This window comes from Paraburkholderia caballeronis (assembly GCF_900104845.1).
Lineage (GTDB): Bacteria > Pseudomonadota > Gammaproteobacteria > Burkholderiales > Burkholderiaceae > Paraburkholderia > Paraburkholderia caballeronis.
The window spans coordinates 3,162,142-3,177,299 of the sequence record NZ_FNSR01000001.1; the positions used below are offsets into that span (position 1 = coordinate 3,162,142).

Sequence of the window (15,158 nt, forward strand, 5' to 3'; positions counted from 1 at the left end):
GTCATTCATCGCGGTCGCTGCGATCCGCGACGCCCGCCGATTCGAAGCTCGCCATCTCGTTGACGAATGCCGCCGCCGCGCGCAGCAGCGGCACCGCGAGCGCCGCGCCGGTCCCTTCGCCGAGCCGCAGATCGAGCGCGAGCAGTTCGCGCGCGCCGAAGTAGTCGAGCATCCGCCGATGCCCGGCTTCGTTCGACGCATGCGCGAACACGCAGTAGTCGCGCACGTTGCGCGCGAGCGCATCGGCGACGACGAGCGCCGACGTCGCGATGAAACCGTCGACGAGAATGACCATCCGCGCCTGCGCCGCCGCGAGCAACGCGCCGGCCATCATCGCGATCTCGAAGCCGCCGAACGTCGCGAGCACGTCGAGCGGGTCGCGCGCGTCCGCATGGCGTTCGAGCGCCGCCGCGAGCACGTCGCGTTTCTTCGCGACGCCCGCGTCGTCGAGGCCGGTGCCGCGCCCGACGCATTCCGCGACCGGCACGCCGCACAACCGGCTCATCAGACACGCGGCCGACGACGTGTTCGCGATGCCCATCTCGCCGAAGCCGATCACGTTGGTGCCGAGCGCCGCGTGATGGCGCACGCGCGCGGCGCCGGCCGCGAGCGCGGCAATCGCCTCGTCGCGCGACATCGCCGGCTCGCGCGCGAAGTTGCGCGTGCCGCGTCCGATGTGCGCGTCGATCAACGTCGGCGACGCGGGCAGCGGCGTCGCGACGCCCGCATCGACGATCTCCAGCGTCAGGCCCGCGACGCCGCTGAACGCGTTGATCGCCGCGCCGCCCGCGACGAAGTTCGCGACCATCTGCACGGTGACCGCCTGCGGATACGGGCTCACGCCCTCCTCCGCGATGCCGTGGTCGCCGGCGAACACGATCATCGCGGGCCGCTCGATGCGCGGCCGCGTGGTGCGCTGGATCATCCCGAGTTGCAGCGCGAGCCCTTCGAGGCGGCCGAGGCTGCCGGGCGGTTTCGTCTTCGTGTCGATCAGGTGTTGAAGCGTGTCGCGCAGCGACGTGTCGAGCGGCTCGACGGCGATCAGATCGTGCAGGGTGGAAGTCATGTTCGTTTCGTTCGTTGAAGGCATGGCAGGGCCGTTTTCATGCGTCGCGATGCAGCGCGGGCACCAGCGCCTCGTGCGCGCCGTCGCGGATCAGCACGAGCGGATGGCCGAACGCGTCGCTCGCGCGTTCGGGCGTCAGCACGTCCCGCACCGGTCCCGCGTGAAAACCGCCGCGTCCGTCGAGCAGCAGCGCATGGGTCGCGAACCGCCGCGCAAGGTTCAGATCGTGACAGGAAAAAACGATCGCACGCGCGTCCGCGTGGACCCAGCGGGTCAACGCTTCGAGGCACGCGATCTGGTGATGCAGGTCGAGATGCGACAGCGGCTCGTCGAGCAGCAGCAGCGGCGCGCCCTGGCACAGCACTGCCGCGAGCGCGACGCGCTGCCGTTCGCCGCCGGACAGCGACAGCACATCGCGCGCGGCGAGCCGTTCGAGGCCGAGCATCGCGAGCGCCGTCCGCGCGGCCGCGCGATCATCTGCGCGCTCCCAGCCCCAGCCGGTCAGATGCGGGTAGCGGTTCAGCAGCACGATGTCGAGCACGCTCGCGCTGAACGCATCGCGAATGTCCTGCGGCATCAATGCGCGCCGCTGCGCGAGCGTCGCGGGCGGCCAGTCCGCGAGCGCGGTTCCGTCTATCTCGACGTGGCCGTCGGCGGGTTTCGTCAGCCCCGCGAGCGTCGAGATCAGCGTCGTCTTGCCCGCGCCGTTCGCGCCGGCGACGCACCAGAGTTCGCCCGCGCGGAACGTCTGCGCCAGTCCTTCGACAAGCGTGCGCGTGCCGGCGCGCAGCGTCAGCGAACGCGCAGCGGCGAGCGCCTTGACGCCCGGTCCAACGGTCGCGGTCAGGTTCGTGCGGCCGGTCATCGCGGCCGCCTGCGCAGCAGCATCCACAGGAACACCGGCACGCCCGCGAGCGCGGTGACGACGCCGACCGGCAACTGCGTCGGCGCGACGACCGTGCGCGCGACGAGGTCCGCGCCCATCACCGCGACGCCGCCCGCAAGCGCGGCGGCCGGCAGCAGCATCCGCTGGTCGTTGCCGAACGCGAGCCGCAGCATGTGCGGCACGACCAGCCCGACGAAACCGATCGTGCCGCCGGTCGTCACCGCGGCCGCGGCCGCGAGCGACGCGGCGACGTACACGCCGAGCCGCAGCCGCATGACCGGCACGCCGAGCGCCTGCGCGGTCGCGTCGCCGCGCAGCAGCACGTTCAGTTGCGGCGCGGCCGGCACGATGCCGACCAGCACGATCGCGAGCGCGGCGAGCGCGGGCCACGGCGGCGCAACGCCGTTCAGGTCGCCGGTCAGCCAGAACAGCATCCCGCGCAGACGCGCGTCCGGCGCGAGCGTCAGCAGCAGCGTGATCGTCGCGCCCCAGCCCGCCGCGATCACCGCGCCGGTCAGCAATAGCCGTGGAGAACTGTCCTGCGGCTCGCCGCGCCACAGTTCGCGGCGCGCGAGGCCGAGTACCAGCAGGATCGATACGAACGCGCCCGCGCACGCGCTCGCCTGCACGATCCACCACGCGGCGCCGGCGATCATCGCGACCAGCGCGAACGCGGCCGCGCCGCCGGACACGCCGAGCACATAAGGCTCCGCGAGCGGATTGCGCAGCAGCACCTGAAGCAGCGCGCCCGCGAGTCCGAGCAGCGCGCCGCACGCGAAGCCGCCGAGCGCGCGCGGCAGACGCAGCGTGCGGACGATCTCCGCGGCGAGGTCCGCGCCGCCGTGCGCGGGCGTCAACGCGCCGACCGCCTGCGCGAGCGTAACCGGCACGCTGCCCGCGACGAGCGACGCGCCGAACACCGCGAGCGCGGCGAGCGCGAGCACGGCCCAGATCGCGGCCGCGCGGCGCGCGTTCATCGCGAGCGGCGCACGCACGATCGAACGGTTCATCGGCGCGTCATGGCTCACGCGGATCGCGCACGAAGGCCGGCATCACTGCTGCTGCCAGCCGAGCGTGAGATACGCGCCGCGACGCGGCGTGTTGTACGTGTAGACCAGCTCATAGTCCTTGTCGAAGAGGTTCTGGATTTGCGCGGCGACGTACCACGACTTCGTGATGTTATATCGCGCGGACAGGTTCACGATGCCGAAGCCGCCGAGTTCGGCGCCGCCGTCGTTGCGCGGCCCGCTGACGAGCCATTCGCCGCCGACGCGCCAGCCGCCGACGTTGCGGTTCGCCGCGAACGACGCGAAGCGCCGCGCGCGCCGGTCGAGGTCGGTGTGGTTGTCCTCGTCGACCGGATTCTGGAACGTGACCGACGCCCGCACGTCGGTCTTGCCGACGCGGCCGCGCCACGCGCCCTCGACGCCCTGCACCTTCGCGTTGCCGACGTTCTCCGCCATGTAGATGCCCGGCGTCGGCTGCGCGACCGATTCGATCAGGTTCGTATAGCGCGTCTGGAACAGGTTCACGCGGACCACGCCGAGCGCATCGGACGCGTACTGCAACGCGGCCTCGACCGAATGGCTGCGCTCGGGACGCAGCAGCGGATTGCCGTACATCGGATAAAACAGGTCGTTGAACGACGGCGCGCGAAACGAATCGGACCAGCTCGCCGTCGCCTTCCAGTGACGGTCGAAGTCGAAACCGTAACCGACGTAGTAACTGTTCGCGCCGCCGAAATCCGAATACTGGTCGTGCCGCAGGTTCGCCTGGATCTGGCTCGCGCCGAAGCGGCCCGTGTAGCCGACGAAACCCGAATCGACGTGACGGTCGGGCGCCGCGTAGCTGTTCGAATCGAGCGTCTGGTCCAGATGCTCGTAGCCGACCTGCAGTTTCTGTTGCGGCGCGAACGCGATGTCGTTCTGCCACGTGTACTGGCGATTGTCCGTGTCGTAGCGGTCCGTATAAACGCCGTTCAGCGCGTTCTGGTTGCGGTCGTTGCCCATCGCCGCCGTGAAGTGCGTCGTCCACCAGTCGGTCAGCCTGCCGTTCGCGAACACGGACGCCTGCTGCACGCGGCTGTACACGTCGTTCAGATCGGTTGGCATCCCGTACGGATTGTCGTAGCTGCTGTAGCCGTACACCTGGAAATAGCGCACGCCCGCGTCCCAGCGATCGTTGAAGCGGTGCCGCAACGACGCGGACACGCTCTCGTTCAGATAACCGTTCGGGTTCGGATTGACCGGCGCGCGCGCCGGATCGATCGCGGAGAAGCCGTCGTCCTTCGCGCGTGCGAGCGACACGCTGAAGGTCGTGCTGCCGTCCGCGTCGAGCGCGCCGGACACGCCCGCCTGCTGCCGCTGCGTGTGATAACTGCCGTACTCGACCTCGAAGTTGAAGCGCGGCGGATGATCGCCGCCGTCCTTCGTGAAGATCTGCACGATGCCGCCGATCGCGCCGGACCCATACAGCGCGGACACGTTGCCGTTCACGACTTCCACGCGGTCGATCTGGTCGAGCGGAATCTGCTCGATCTGCGCGCTGCCGAGGCTCACCGAATCGACCCGCACGCCGTCGATCAGCACGAGCGACTGGTCGGCATTCGAGCCGCGCAGATAGAGGCTCGCCGACGCGCCCGGCCCGCCGTTGCGCAGGATCTGCGCGCCGGGCGCGAGTTGCAGCAGACCGGGCAGATCGCGCGCGGTGGTGTCGGCGATGTCCTGCGCGTCGAACTGCGTGGTTTGCGGGATCGCGTCCGCGAGCGGCTGCGGGCCGCGCTGCGCGGTGACGACGATCGGCGCGAGCGTGCGCGGATCGCCGGGTGAAATCGAATCGCCTGCGGGTATCGAAGCCGCGATCGCCGATGCGGACGAAGCGGATTGTGCAGACGAAGCGGCTGACGCGGACGCCGCGCCGGTATCCGGCGCAACGGGCGCGGACGACTGCGCGAACGCCGCGAGCGGCACGCCGAGCGCAAGCAGCGCAATACGCGCGGCGCGCGGGCCGAGGGGCGTGTTCATCGAATGAAGATTCCTGTGGTGACGGGCGCGATTCCGCTCTCCGCGGAACCCTGCGCGATCAGGCGCGTCGCCGGGCGGCCGGCCGTCTTGAAGACATCGGCCGGCGCGGCACGCGGCGGCGCGTCCGCAGTCTGGCCGGTATCCGGGCTGACGATGTGCATCGATCCGCCTTCCCGCGCGAAGCGCAGTGGCCGGGGACGCGTTGCGCGATGCAGAAGCGGCATCGCACGACGCGTGCTGGATCGACGGGCATGCGCGGCGTGTGCGCATGCGATCGTTGTACCGTTGCGGAGAGCAGCACAGGATGGCGCGTCCGGGGCCGGACTTCGCTCCCTGTTTCCCGTTTAACCGCGCGCATTTTTCGGCGCGGGCACCAGAGTGCGGCAAGTGTAGGAGCGGACTCCAACACCGTCAAGAAACCTTCAGACACCGTTGCCGAACGGCCGCGCGGACCGGCAAGATGCGTTCCCGCGTCGCGAGCTACGGACCGTTACCGGCATGAAGCGAGGTTGTTACGTCTGGAAACGACGCAGTTATCGGAATACGCATTAATCCGCGCTAGAATGCCTGTCTTTAGAGGACGCAGCACATGCTCAACGAACTCGAAACACTCTCACAGAACATCGGGCGGCTGATTGAAATCAATCAGCGCCACCATGAGGCGCGCCTCGCGCTCGAAGAGCAACTCGCGCAACTGCGCGCGCAATGTGATGCGACGCGTGCGGAACTCGAACAGGTGCGCGAGGAACGTAATGGATTGCAGGCGGAACGCGATGCGTTGTCGGCGAAGATCGACGACGCGCAGGTGCGCCTGAACGCGATCCTCGAAAAGCTGCCGCGCGCCCGCTCGCAGTCCGAGCCGGACAACCAGCTCGATCTGCTCGACCCGGCGCGTCAGTCCGACGACGGTGAAGACAGCAACGCGGCCCGCCACGGAGAAAATGCATGACGACCAAGCAGATCGAAGCGACGATTCTCGACCAGACCTATCGTCTCGTGTGTTCGCCCGAGACCGAAGCGGCGCTGCTCGAAGCGGTCGCGCGCGTCGACGCGGAGATGTCGAAGATCCGCTCGCACAGCAACGTGCGCGGCATCGATCGCATCGCGGTGATGGCCGCGCTGTCGCTCGCATCGGAACTGCTGAAGCTGCAGACGAGCGTGCGTCATGGGGAGGCATTCCCCGCGGACGAAATCCGTCGTACAATGCGGCAAATGAATGAGCAGCTCGGCACGGTGATCCAGCAGTACGGCGTGCAGTAAGCGCATCACGGCGCGAGCTTCGGCAGCAGCATTCACAGGTTTTAAAAGGTCTCGCTTCAACAGGTTTAGTCAGCTTCCCTGCCTGGTTCGCCAAGGTCATATATTCCTTGAACCAATGCCATGTGCACGGTTGCGGAAATTTGTAGCACGGGTGTGCGCGTCACTCTGTCTGATGTACCCGAAGTGCTGCTAACTGCGACCAATTCTGAACCTCAGGTTCAGGATGCCGGCCTAGCGGCTAAGGCGGGGACCTTTTCCAACGGCATCGGACGCAAGTCCGATGCCGTTTCTCTTTGCAGCGTCCGCATTGCATCGGCCCGCGGCATCATGCGGATTCGCCGGTGCATGGCGCGCCGCGCGCCGTTCTCCCTTTCGACGTGACCTCCGACTGCTCATGCGCTACTGGCTGATGAAGTCCGAACCCGACGAAGCAAGCATCGACGACCTCGCGGATGCGCCGCATCGCACGTTGCCGTGGACCGGCGTGCGCAACTATCAGGCGCGCAACTTCATGCGCGATTCGATGCAGGTCGGCGACGGCGTGCTGTTCTATCACTCAAGCTGTCCGGAGCCCGGCATCGCGGGGCTCGCGAAGGTGTCGTCCACCGCGTATCCGGACCCGACCCAGTTCGATCCGAAGAGTCCGTACTTCGATCCGAAATCGACGCAGGAGACACCGCGCTGGCTGCTCGTCGACGTCGTGTTCGCGAAGAAGACGCCGCTGATTCCGCTCGCCGCGCTACGCGAGCACGACGAACTCGCCGGCATGCGCGTGCTCGCGAAGGGCAACCGGCTGTCGATCACGCCGGTGACCGCACACGAGTGGAACTTCATCACGAAGCGGCTGATGTGACGGCACGCGCGATGCCCGCCCACGCAGTCGCGGCATCGACGCCCCGCGCCGGCGGGAACCATCGCAACCGCCCACCCAACTAAATGGCACGCAGAAAACGCGCGGGCACGCGTCGTCATACCCTGCGGTCCGCGCGGATGCTGCGCCAACCTGTTCCGGAAGGAGTGAATACATGACTCGAAAAACCGTGATGACGCTCGCGGCCGCGTTCGCCGTGGCCGCGCCGCTTGCGCTGTCACTCGCGCCGCGCGTCGCGTTTGCGCAGAGCGACGCGCGTTATCAGCCGTCCGGCGTGCTGTCGCTCGCCGCGCAGGCGAGCGCGGAAATCCCGCAGGACGTCGTCACGATCACGCTGTTCTACGAGCAGGAAGCGAGCGATCCGTCGTCGCTGACGTCCACGCTGAACCAGCGGGCGGACGCCGCGTTGCAGCGCGCGAAAGGCGTGAGCGGCGTCACCGCGCGCTCCGGGCAGTTCTCGATCTTCCCGTCGACCGATCGCGACGGCCGCATCTCCGCATGGCGCGGCCGCACCGAGGTCGTGCTCGAATCGCGCGACTTCGCGGCCGCATCGAAGCTCGCGGGCGACCTGTCGTCGGCGATGCAGGTCGGCAACGTGCAGTTCTCGCTGTCGCCGGAAGCGCAGCGCGCGGCCGAGCAGAAGCTGACCGGCGAGGCGATCGCGTCGTTCCGCGACCAGGCCGCGGCCGGCGCGCGCGCGTTCGGCTACAGCGGGTATTCGATCCGCGAGGTCAACATCGGCCACTCGGGCGCCGCGCCGCGTCCGATGATGATGATGAGCGCGCGCGCGATGTCCGCGGACGCGAAGATGGCGCAGCCGCTGTCGCTCGAAGGCGGCACGTCGACGGTGATGGTCAACGTGTCCGGCTCCGTGCAGATGAAGTAACGACCCCACGCATACCGGCGGCGCGAACAAAAACGCCACGCTTGCGAGCGTGGCGTTTTTGTTATGCGGTGCCGGAAAAGCCGCGCGTTCAGCCCCCTGCGCCGACCGTCTGCGCGCCGTTGCGGCCCGCGCGGCGATACGCCCAGACCAGCATCAGCACGCCGGCGACGATCATCGGCAGCGACAGCCACTGCCCCATCGACAGGCCGAGCGCGAGCAGGCCGAGGAAGTCGTCCGGCTCGCGCGCGAACTCGACGGTGAAGCGCGCGAGTCCATAGCCGATCAGGAACACCGCGGACACCGCGCCGACCGGCCGCGGCTTGCGCGAGAACAGGATCAGCACGAGAAACAGCACGATCCCTTCGAGCGCGATTTCATAGAGCTGCGAAGGATGGCGCGGCAGCATGTGGTACTGCGCGAAAACGTCCGCGAGATGCCATTGCGCGGCCTGCTGCGGATGCGCGGCGAGCCACGCGCCGTCCTCGTTCGACGCGCCCGGAAACAGCATCGCCCACGGCGCGGACGGATCGGTCACGCGGCCCCACAACTCGCCGTTGATGAAGTTGCCGAGGCGCCCGGCCGCGAGCCCGGTCGGCACCATCGGCGCGATGAAGTCGGTCACCTGCAGCCAGGTGCGGCCGCGCTGCCACGCGAACAGCACCATCGCGAACGTCACGCCGAGGAAGCCGCCGTGGAACGACATCCCGCCTTCCCACACCTTGAAGATGTCGAGCGGATGCGCGAAGTACCAGCTCGCCTTGTAGAACAGCACGTAGCCGAGCCGGCCGCCGAGGATCGTGCCGAGCACGCCGTAGAACAGGATGTCGTCGATGTCCTTCGCGGTCCAGCCCTGCGCGGCGACGTGCGGCAGGCGCAGCCTCAGCCGTCCGATGACGATCGCGAGAACGAAGCCGACGAGATACATCAGGCCGTACCAGCGCACGGCGAGCGGCCCCAGGTGAATGGCTACGGGGTCGAAATTCGGGTGAATGAGCATCGTGAAGTCAGTTGACGTGTTGTTATCGGCGGGGGTCGGCGATTATCGGTGAAGGGGGCGTAAGGGTTCGGAAAGACGCGCCTGCGCGTCGCGAGCGTTGGACGGGCTGCGTCGCGCGAGGTTCGCGGGCCGCGATATGAACGCAAACCCGAACGCGGCGCTCATCGCCCGCCCGGATTCGGGTTCGCCGCTGCATCGCCCTTCACCGCGCCGGCCTTCGCCGCATGGGCGCGCACGATCTCGATGAAACCCGCGAGCACCGGGCTCACTTCGCCGGTGCGCCACACGAGGCCCGTCTCGATCGTCGTCGCGCGCTGCGCGAGCGGCCGGTAGACGACGCCGGTGCGCCGCAGGTTACGCAGCGATTGCGGCACCAGTGCGACACCCATCCCGGCGGACACGAGGCTCACGATCGTCTGCATCTGGATCGCCTCCTGGCCGACGCGCGGCGCAAGCCCGGCCGCGCCGTAGCAATCCATAATGATGTCATAAAAGCCTGGCGCCAGACGTCTTGGGAAAACGACGAGCGGCGCATCCGCGAGATCGCCGAGACTGACCGGCACGTCGGACCAGTCGAGATCGGCCGCCGCGCCCGCGCGCGCGGCCAGTTCGGCCGGCATCGCGATCACCAGCGGCTCGCGCGCGACCGGCAGATACGATAGCTGCGCCGCGTGGCGCGGCGGCAGCGGCGCGATCACGAGGCCCGCGTCGATGCGGCCCGCGACCAGTTCCTCGATCTGCACGTCGCTCGTCGCCTCCGCGAGTTGCAGCCGCACGCGCGGATGGCGCGCGCCGAAGTCGCGCAGCAGGAGCGGCAGCAGCCCGTAGTCGGCGGTCGACACGAACGCGAGCGACAGCACGCCCGCCTCGCCGCGCGCGAGGCTCTGCGCAAGCGGCCGCAGCGCCTCGGCGGCCGCGAGCAGCCGGCGCACCTCGGGCAGCAGGTCCGCGCCGACCGGCGTCAGCTCGACCGAGCGCCGCGTGCGCGCGAACAGCTCGACGCCGAGCGTATCCTCCAGCGCGCGGATCGCCTGCGACAGCGGCGGCTGCGTCATCGACAGCCGCGCCGCCGCGCGGCCGAAATGCTGCTCCTCGGCGACCGCGACGAAGTAGCGTAGCTGGCGCAGATCGGGAACCGTCGAATTCATCGTCTGATATGTTTTCCGACCCAATAGAGCCAGAATAATATATTGGACATTCGGCTCGCGAAACTGCATTCTTCACGCGACGTGCCGGCAGTCCCCCCGATACGCATCAAGCCGGTATCAGAGACAAAGACCAATGGAGCCCCCCAATGTCGTACAACCGTCGTTCGAAAAACATCACGCAAGGCGTCGCGCGTTCGCCGAACCGTTCGATGTATTACGCGCTCGGCTATCAGAAGAGCGATTTCGACAAGCCGATGATCGGCGTCGCCAACGGCCATTCGACCATCACGCCGTGCAACGCGGGCCTGCAACGCCTGACCGACGCGGCCGTCGAGGCGATCAAGGCCTCCGACGCGAACCCGCAGACCTTCGGCACGCCGACGATCTCGGACGGCATGTCGATGGGCACCGAGGGCATGAAGTATTCGCTCGTGTCGCGCGAAGTGATCGCCGACTGCATCGAGACCTGCGTGCAGGGCCAGTGGATGGACGGCGTCGTCGTGATCGGCGGCTGCGACAAGAACATGCCGGGCGGCATGATGGCCATCGCGCGCGCGAACGTGCCGGCCGTGTATGTGTACGGCGGCACCATCAAGCCGGGCAACTGGAAGGGCAAGGACCTGACGATCGTGTCGTCGTTCGAGGCCGTCGGCGAATTCACCGCGGGCCGCCTGTCGCAGGAAGATTTCGAAGGGGTCGAAAAGAACGCGTGCCCGACCACGGGTTCGTGCGGCGGCATGTACACCGCGAACACGATGAGTTCGTCGTTCGAGGCGCTCGGCATGTCGCTGCTGTACTCGTCGACGATGGCGAACCCGGACCAGGAGAAGGTCGACTCGGCGGCCGAGTCGGCGCGCGTGCTGGTCGAGGCGGTGAAAAAGGATCTGAAGCCGCGCGACATCATCACGAAGAAGTCGATCGAGAACGCGGTGTCGCTGATCATGGCGACCGGCGGCTCGACGAACGCGGTGCTGCACTACCTGGCGATCGCGCACGCGGCCGAAGTGGACTGGACGATCGAGGACTTCGAGCGTATCCGCAAGCGCGTGCCGGTGATCTGCGACCTGAAGCCGTCGGGCCAGTTCGTCGCGACCGACCTGCATCGCGCGGGCGGCATTCCGCAGGTGCTGAAGATCCTGCTCGACGCGGGCCTGCTGCACGGCGACTGCATGACGGTCACCGGCAAGACGATCGCCGAGGAACTGAAGGACGTGCCGTCGGCGCCGCGCGCGGACCAGAAGGTGATTTTCCCGATCGACCAGGCGCTGTACAGCGAAGGCCACCTCGCGATCCTGAAGGGCAACCTCGCGACGGAAGGCGCGGTCGCGAAGATCACCGGCCTGAAGAACCCGGTCATCACCGGCCCGGCGCGCGTGTTCGAAGATGAGCAGAGCGCGATGGAAGCGATCCTCGCGGACAAGATCAAGGCAGGCGACGTCGTCGTGCTGCGTTACCTCGGACCGAAGGGCGGCCCGGGTATGCCGGAGATGCTCGCGCCGACGTCGGCGATCATCGGCAAGGGGCTCGGCGAATCGGTGGGCCTCATCACCGACGGCCGCTTCTCGGGCGGCACGTGGGGGATGGTGGTCGGCCACGTCGCGCCGGAAGCGTTCGCGGGCGGCACGATCGCGCTCGTGCACGAAGGCGATTCGATCACGATCGACGCGCACAAGCTGCTGCTGCAACTGAACGTCGACGACGCCGAACTGGAGCGCCGCCGCGCCGCCTGGAAGCAGCCGGCCCCGCGTTACACGCGCGGCGTGCTCGCGAAGTATGCGGCGCTCGCGCTGCCGGCGAACCGCGGCGCAGTGACCGGCTGATGCGTGGATGACGGCCGCCTGGCCGCGTGGGCCAGTCCGTTCGATTCGCGACGTGATGCGATTCGATGCGGACGACCGCGGCGGTCCGGCGCGGTCAAGTGACAAAGGGCGCGCGGCCAGGCCGCGCGCCCTTTGCTTTTATAATGCGACCACACAACAGCCGGTGACCACGCCGGTGGAGACCAGCATGAATCTCGGGTCGCACGCGAAAACGACAATAGCGACGTTGGCCGCCGCCTTCGCGCTCGGCGGCGCCGGCGCGGCCGCCGCGCAGTCATCGGGGCCGCAGGGCCTCGCGCTCGCACAGCAGCAGAACTGCATGAGTTGCCACTCGGTGAGCCGCACGTTCATGGGACCGGCGCTGCGCGACGTCGCCGCGAAATATGCGGCGCGGCCCGATGCGCAGAGTTATCTCGCGCGCAAGATCACGGACGGCAGCAGCGGCGTCTGGGGACCGGTGCAGATGCCCGCGAACACGCAGTTGAGCGGCGCGCAGGCCGCCGCGCTCGCAAGCTGGGTTCTTTCGTTGAAGTGAAGGACGTGATGCGTGTGCTGCGTTGTCAGGTGTGTCGCGCGACGCGGCAGCGCCCGGCGCTATACGCCAGTGGACGGCGGACGGCCCGCGCGCGACGCCGCTTCGTCGCGCATCGCATCGCGCACCCAGCCGGCCAGTTCGGTTTCGAGCGCGAGGCCGACTTCACGCGTGATCTGGCCGACCAGCCAGTCCGAATGTTCGTTCAACGCCGCGCGGCAGCGCGACTCGACCACCGACCGCCCGTCGCCCGCGAGCCACGTCAGGCAGCGGCCGCGCAGCCGCTCGACGAGCGCATCGGCTTCGTACTCGCCGGCGCCGGAGTCCATGAACGCGGCCGTCGCCGCGACGGCCGGCTGTTCCGCGACCGACAGCGCCAGCGGCGGCGCGCTGCGCGCGCGCGCCGGATCGCCCGACACGAGGATGTCGGTCAGCAGCGGAATCGAAGGGTCGTACATGTCGTGAGGTTCCTGCGCGTCGGACACGGTCAGCCTCCGTCAATCGAATCATCCCGGCCCGTCGGCCGCGCGCCGCCGCCCCGCACCCATCCGCGATCTGACGGACGGCATGCGCGGCCGGCGCTCACGCGCCCTGCCGGTAGTTGTTGAGCGTATACCCGCGATCGCGGTAGAACCGGTAGCGGTCGCGGCCCGCGGCGAGTTCTTCCGGCGCGTTGCCGACCACTTCGAGCAGCCGCTCGAAGCGCGCGAACTGCTGCGGCACCGCCGCGCCGAGATTCAGCAGCACGCCATGATGCGGCGCGCGTTCGAGGTCCGCCGCCAGCACGACCGGCGTCTGCGCGGCGTTCGTGTTTTCGGCCATGCAGTGCGGCACGAAGTCGAGCGGCGAGAACGTCCACAGCATCTCGTCGAACGCGCGCAGCCGCTGCGGCTCCGCGAGCACCACCGCCTGCGTGCCCGCCTGATAGGCCTTGCGCACGAGCCGGCACGCATACAGCAGCGAATCGCCGACGTTCGTATGGAAGTCGATCCGCGTCATTGCGTGCGGCTCCGTGCGCGACCGGAAACGCGTCCGGTCATTGGCCCGCGCGGTCGATCAGGAACTGCGTGAGGAGCGGCACCGGACGGCCCGTTGCGCCCTTCGCCGCGCCGCTCTTCCATGCGGTGCCCGCGATGTCGAGGTGCGCCCACGGATACGCGTCGGTGAAGCGCGACAGGAAACACGCGGCGGTCACGCTGCCGGCCGGACGGCCGCCGATATTCGCGAGGTCCGCGAAGTTCGACTTCAGCTGGTCCTGATACTCGTCGTCGAGCGGCAGGCGCCACGCCGGGTCGCCCGCCTCGCGCGACGCGTCGAGCAGTTCGCCCGCGAGCGCGTCGTCCTTCGAGAACAGGCCGCTGTTGTGATGGCCGAGCGCGATGATGCACGCGCCGGTCAGCGTCGCGATGTCGACGACCGCGGCCGGCTTGAAGCGCGCCGCATACGTGAGCGCGTCGCACAGGATCAGGCGGCCTTCCGCGTCCGTGTTCAGCACCTCGATGGTCAGGCCGGCCATGCTGGTCACGATGTCGCCCGGCTTCGTCGCGTTGCCGGCCGGCATGTTCTCGCAGGTCGGGATGATGCCGACCACGTTCAGCTTCAGCCCCATCTCGGCGATCGCGCGGATCGTGCCGAGCACCGAGCCCGCGCCGCACATGTCGTACTTCATCTCGTCCATGCCCTCGCCGGGCTTCAGCGAGATGCCGCCGGTATCGAACGTGATGCCCTTGCCGACCAGCACGACCGGCGCGGCCTTCGCAGCGCCGCCCTGGTACTGCAGCACGATGAACTGCGGCGGCTCGACCGAACCCTTCGTGACCGCGAGGAATGCGCCCATCTTCAGCGCCTCGATCTGGCGGTCGCCGAGCACCTCGACCTTCAGCTTCCAGTCGCGCGCGAGCTTCTTCGCGGTGTTCGCGAGATACGTGGGCGTGCAGACGTTGCCCGGCAGGTTGCCGAGGTCGCGCGTCAGGTCCATGCCGTTCGCGATCGCCGCGCCCTGCTTCGCGGCGAGTTTCACCGCCTTCTCGTCGCCCGCGTCGACGCTGAACACCACGCGGCGCAGCGCGCGCGGCGCGGGTTCCGGCTTGCTCTTCATCTGCGTGAAGCGGTAGGTCAGTTCGCGCAGCGCGAGAATCGCCGTGCGTACCGCCCAGTCGGCCGAGCGATCCTTGATGGGCAGTTGCGCGAGCGCAAAGGTCACCTGTGCGATCTTCGTGCCGAGAATCGCGCGCCATGCGGCCTTCGCCGCGTCGCCGTACGCCTTCTGGCCGAACGCATCCTGCTTGCCGAGGCCGACGAGCAGCACGCGCGACGCGCCGATGCCCGACACTTCCGGCAGGAACAGCGTGGAGCCCGCCTTGCCGTCCATGTCGCCGGCCTTGACGATGCGCGAGATCAGGCCGCCCGTCGCGGCGTCGATCGCGAAAGCCGCGCCCGACAGCGTTTGCGCCTCGAACACGCCGACCACGATGCAGTCCGATTTGCCGGTCAGGAACGGGCCTTCCCCGCCTTTGCTCCAATCACAGGCTTTTATGCTAAAGTCCATCGCGCTTGTCCTCGGATAAAATCAGGGCTTAGGATGAAAGCCGCAATTATCCGCTATTTTTCCCGCGGTGGCTCCCCGGCAATCGTGCGACGGGCGCGGCACCCGATGCGCGCCGCGCGAA

16 protein-coding genes, 1 other RNA gene and 1 riboswitch are annotated in these 15,158 nt (G+C 68.4%); of the genes, 7 read left to right on the forward strand and 10 right to left on the reverse strand.

Features of this window, described 5'->3' with window-relative positions:
* Window position 1: 1 nt before the first annotated feature.
* The 5 genes from cobT to BLV92_RS33090 form a co-directional block, all read right to left on the reverse strand.
* On the reverse strand, window positions 2–1,066 hold the full coding sequence (gene cobT / locus BLV92_RS14100; protein ID WP_090545842.1) for a nicotinate-nucleotide--dimethylbenzimidazole phosphoribosyltransferase: 1,065 nt from the start codon (window positions 1,064–1,066) through the stop codon (window positions 2–4).
* A 37-nt stretch (window positions 1,067–1,103) separates the two neighbouring features.
* Entirely contained in the window at window positions 1,104–1,931 is an 828-nt protein-coding gene (locus tag BLV92_RS14105; RefSeq protein ID WP_090547092.1) for an ABC transporter ATP-binding protein, read from the reverse strand.
* A complete protein-coding gene (locus BLV92_RS14110; RefSeq protein WP_090545844.1) occupies window positions 1,928–2,962 on the reverse strand; it encodes a FecCD family ABC transporter permease in 1,035 nt (344 codons plus the stop codon). The genes BLV92_RS14105 and BLV92_RS14110 overlap by 4 nt, the downstream gene beginning before the upstream one ends.
* Before the next feature lie 42 nt (window positions 2,963–3,004).
* Window positions 3,005–4,975 carry a TonB-dependent receptor plug domain-containing protein gene (locus BLV92_RS14115; RefSeq protein WP_090545846.1) on the reverse strand — a complete coding sequence of 657 codons (1,971 nt, stop codon included), beginning with the start codon at window positions 4,973–4,975 and terminating at the stop codon, window positions 3,005–3,007.
* A complete protein-coding gene (locus tag BLV92_RS33090) occupies window positions 4,972–5,136 on the reverse strand; it encodes a hypothetical protein (RefSeq protein WP_425018591.1) in 165 nt (54 codons plus the stop codon). The genes BLV92_RS14115 and BLV92_RS33090 overlap by 4 nt, the downstream gene beginning before the upstream one ends.
* Window positions 5,092–5,368, reverse strand: a riboswitch (cobalamin riboswitch). Its footprint overlaps the gene before it by 45 nt.
* A gap of 196 nt (window positions 5,369–5,564) precedes the next feature.
* Between BLV92_RS33090 and BLV92_RS14120 the strand changes: the two genes are divergently transcribed.
* From BLV92_RS14120 to BLV92_RS14140, 5 genes are all read left to right on the forward strand, one after another.
* Window positions 5,565–5,924, forward strand: a complete 360-nt coding sequence (locus tag BLV92_RS14120) for an ATPase (RefSeq protein ID WP_090545848.1) — start codon at window positions 5,565–5,567, stop codon at window positions 5,922–5,924.
* Window positions 5,921–6,235 (forward strand): cell division protein ZapA, encoded by a 315-nt coding sequence (locus tag BLV92_RS14125; RefSeq protein ID WP_090545849.1) that lies wholly within the window; start codon window positions 5,921–5,923, stop codon window positions 6,233–6,235. The genes BLV92_RS14120 and BLV92_RS14125 overlap by 4 nt, the downstream gene beginning before the upstream one ends.
* A 72-nt stretch (window positions 6,236–6,307) precedes the next feature.
* A non-coding RNA gene (gene ssrS, locus BLV92_RS14130) (6S RNA) lies at window positions 6,308–6,489 on the forward strand.
* A gap of 140 nt (window positions 6,490–6,629) precedes the next feature.
* Window positions 6,630–7,088, forward strand: a complete 459-nt coding sequence (locus BLV92_RS14135; RefSeq protein ID WP_090545851.1) for an EVE domain-containing protein — start codon at window positions 6,630–6,632, stop codon at window positions 7,086–7,088.
* A 172-nt stretch (window positions 7,089–7,260) separates the two neighbouring features.
* The gene (locus tag BLV92_RS14140; protein WP_090545853.1) at window positions 7,261–7,992 is read left to right on the forward strand and encodes an SIMPL domain-containing protein; all 732 of its coding nucleotides are present in this window, start codon (window positions 7,261–7,263) and stop codon (window positions 7,990–7,992) included.
* Between the two features lie 88 nt (window positions 7,993–8,080).
* Here BLV92_RS14140 and lgt read toward each other — a convergent pair whose 3' ends face one another.
* Window positions 8,081–8,989, reverse strand: a complete 909-nt coding sequence (gene lgt / locus BLV92_RS14145) for a prolipoprotein diacylglyceryl transferase (RefSeq protein WP_090545854.1) — start codon at window positions 8,987–8,989, stop codon at window positions 8,081–8,083.
* A 161-nt stretch (window positions 8,990–9,150) separates the two neighbouring features.
* The gene (locus BLV92_RS14150; protein WP_090545856.1) at window positions 9,151–10,137 is read right to left on the reverse strand and encodes a LysR family transcriptional regulator; all 987 of its coding nucleotides are present in this window, start codon (window positions 10,135–10,137) and stop codon (window positions 9,151–9,153) included.
* A gap of 146 nt (window positions 10,138–10,283) precedes the next feature.
* Here BLV92_RS14150 and ilvD point away from each other — a divergent pair, with 146 nt between their 5' ends.
* Window positions 10,284–11,957 (forward strand): dihydroxy-acid dehydratase, encoded by a 1,674-nt coding sequence (gene ilvD / locus BLV92_RS14155; protein WP_090545858.1) that lies wholly within the window; start codon window positions 10,284–10,286, stop codon window positions 11,955–11,957.
* A 187-nt stretch (window positions 11,958–12,144) separates the two neighbouring features.
* Window positions 12,145–12,492, forward strand: a complete 348-nt coding sequence (locus tag BLV92_RS14160; protein ID WP_090545860.1) for a c-type cytochrome — start codon at window positions 12,145–12,147, stop codon at window positions 12,490–12,492.
* 59 nt (window positions 12,493–12,551) lie between these two features.
* On the opposite strand, the gene BLV92_RS14165 is transcribed toward BLV92_RS14160, so the two are convergent.
* From BLV92_RS14165 to BLV92_RS14175, 3 genes are all read right to left on the reverse strand, one after another.
* Complete coding sequence (locus BLV92_RS14165) at window positions 12,552–12,947, reverse strand: DUF2486 family protein (RefSeq protein WP_090545862.1); 396 nt, start codon at window positions 12,945–12,947, stop codon at window positions 12,552–12,554.
* Between the two features lie 124 nt (window positions 12,948–13,071).
* The gene (locus BLV92_RS14170; RefSeq protein ID WP_090545864.1) at window positions 13,072–13,488 is read right to left on the reverse strand and encodes a DNA polymerase III subunit chi; all 417 of its coding nucleotides are present in this window, start codon (window positions 13,486–13,488) and stop codon (window positions 13,072–13,074) included.
* 37 nt (window positions 13,489–13,525) lie between these two features.
* Entirely contained in the window at window positions 13,526–15,037 is a 1,512-nt protein-coding gene (locus tag BLV92_RS14175; RefSeq protein ID WP_090545866.1) for a leucyl aminopeptidase, read from the reverse strand.
* Window positions 15,038–15,158 lie beyond the last annotated feature (121 nt).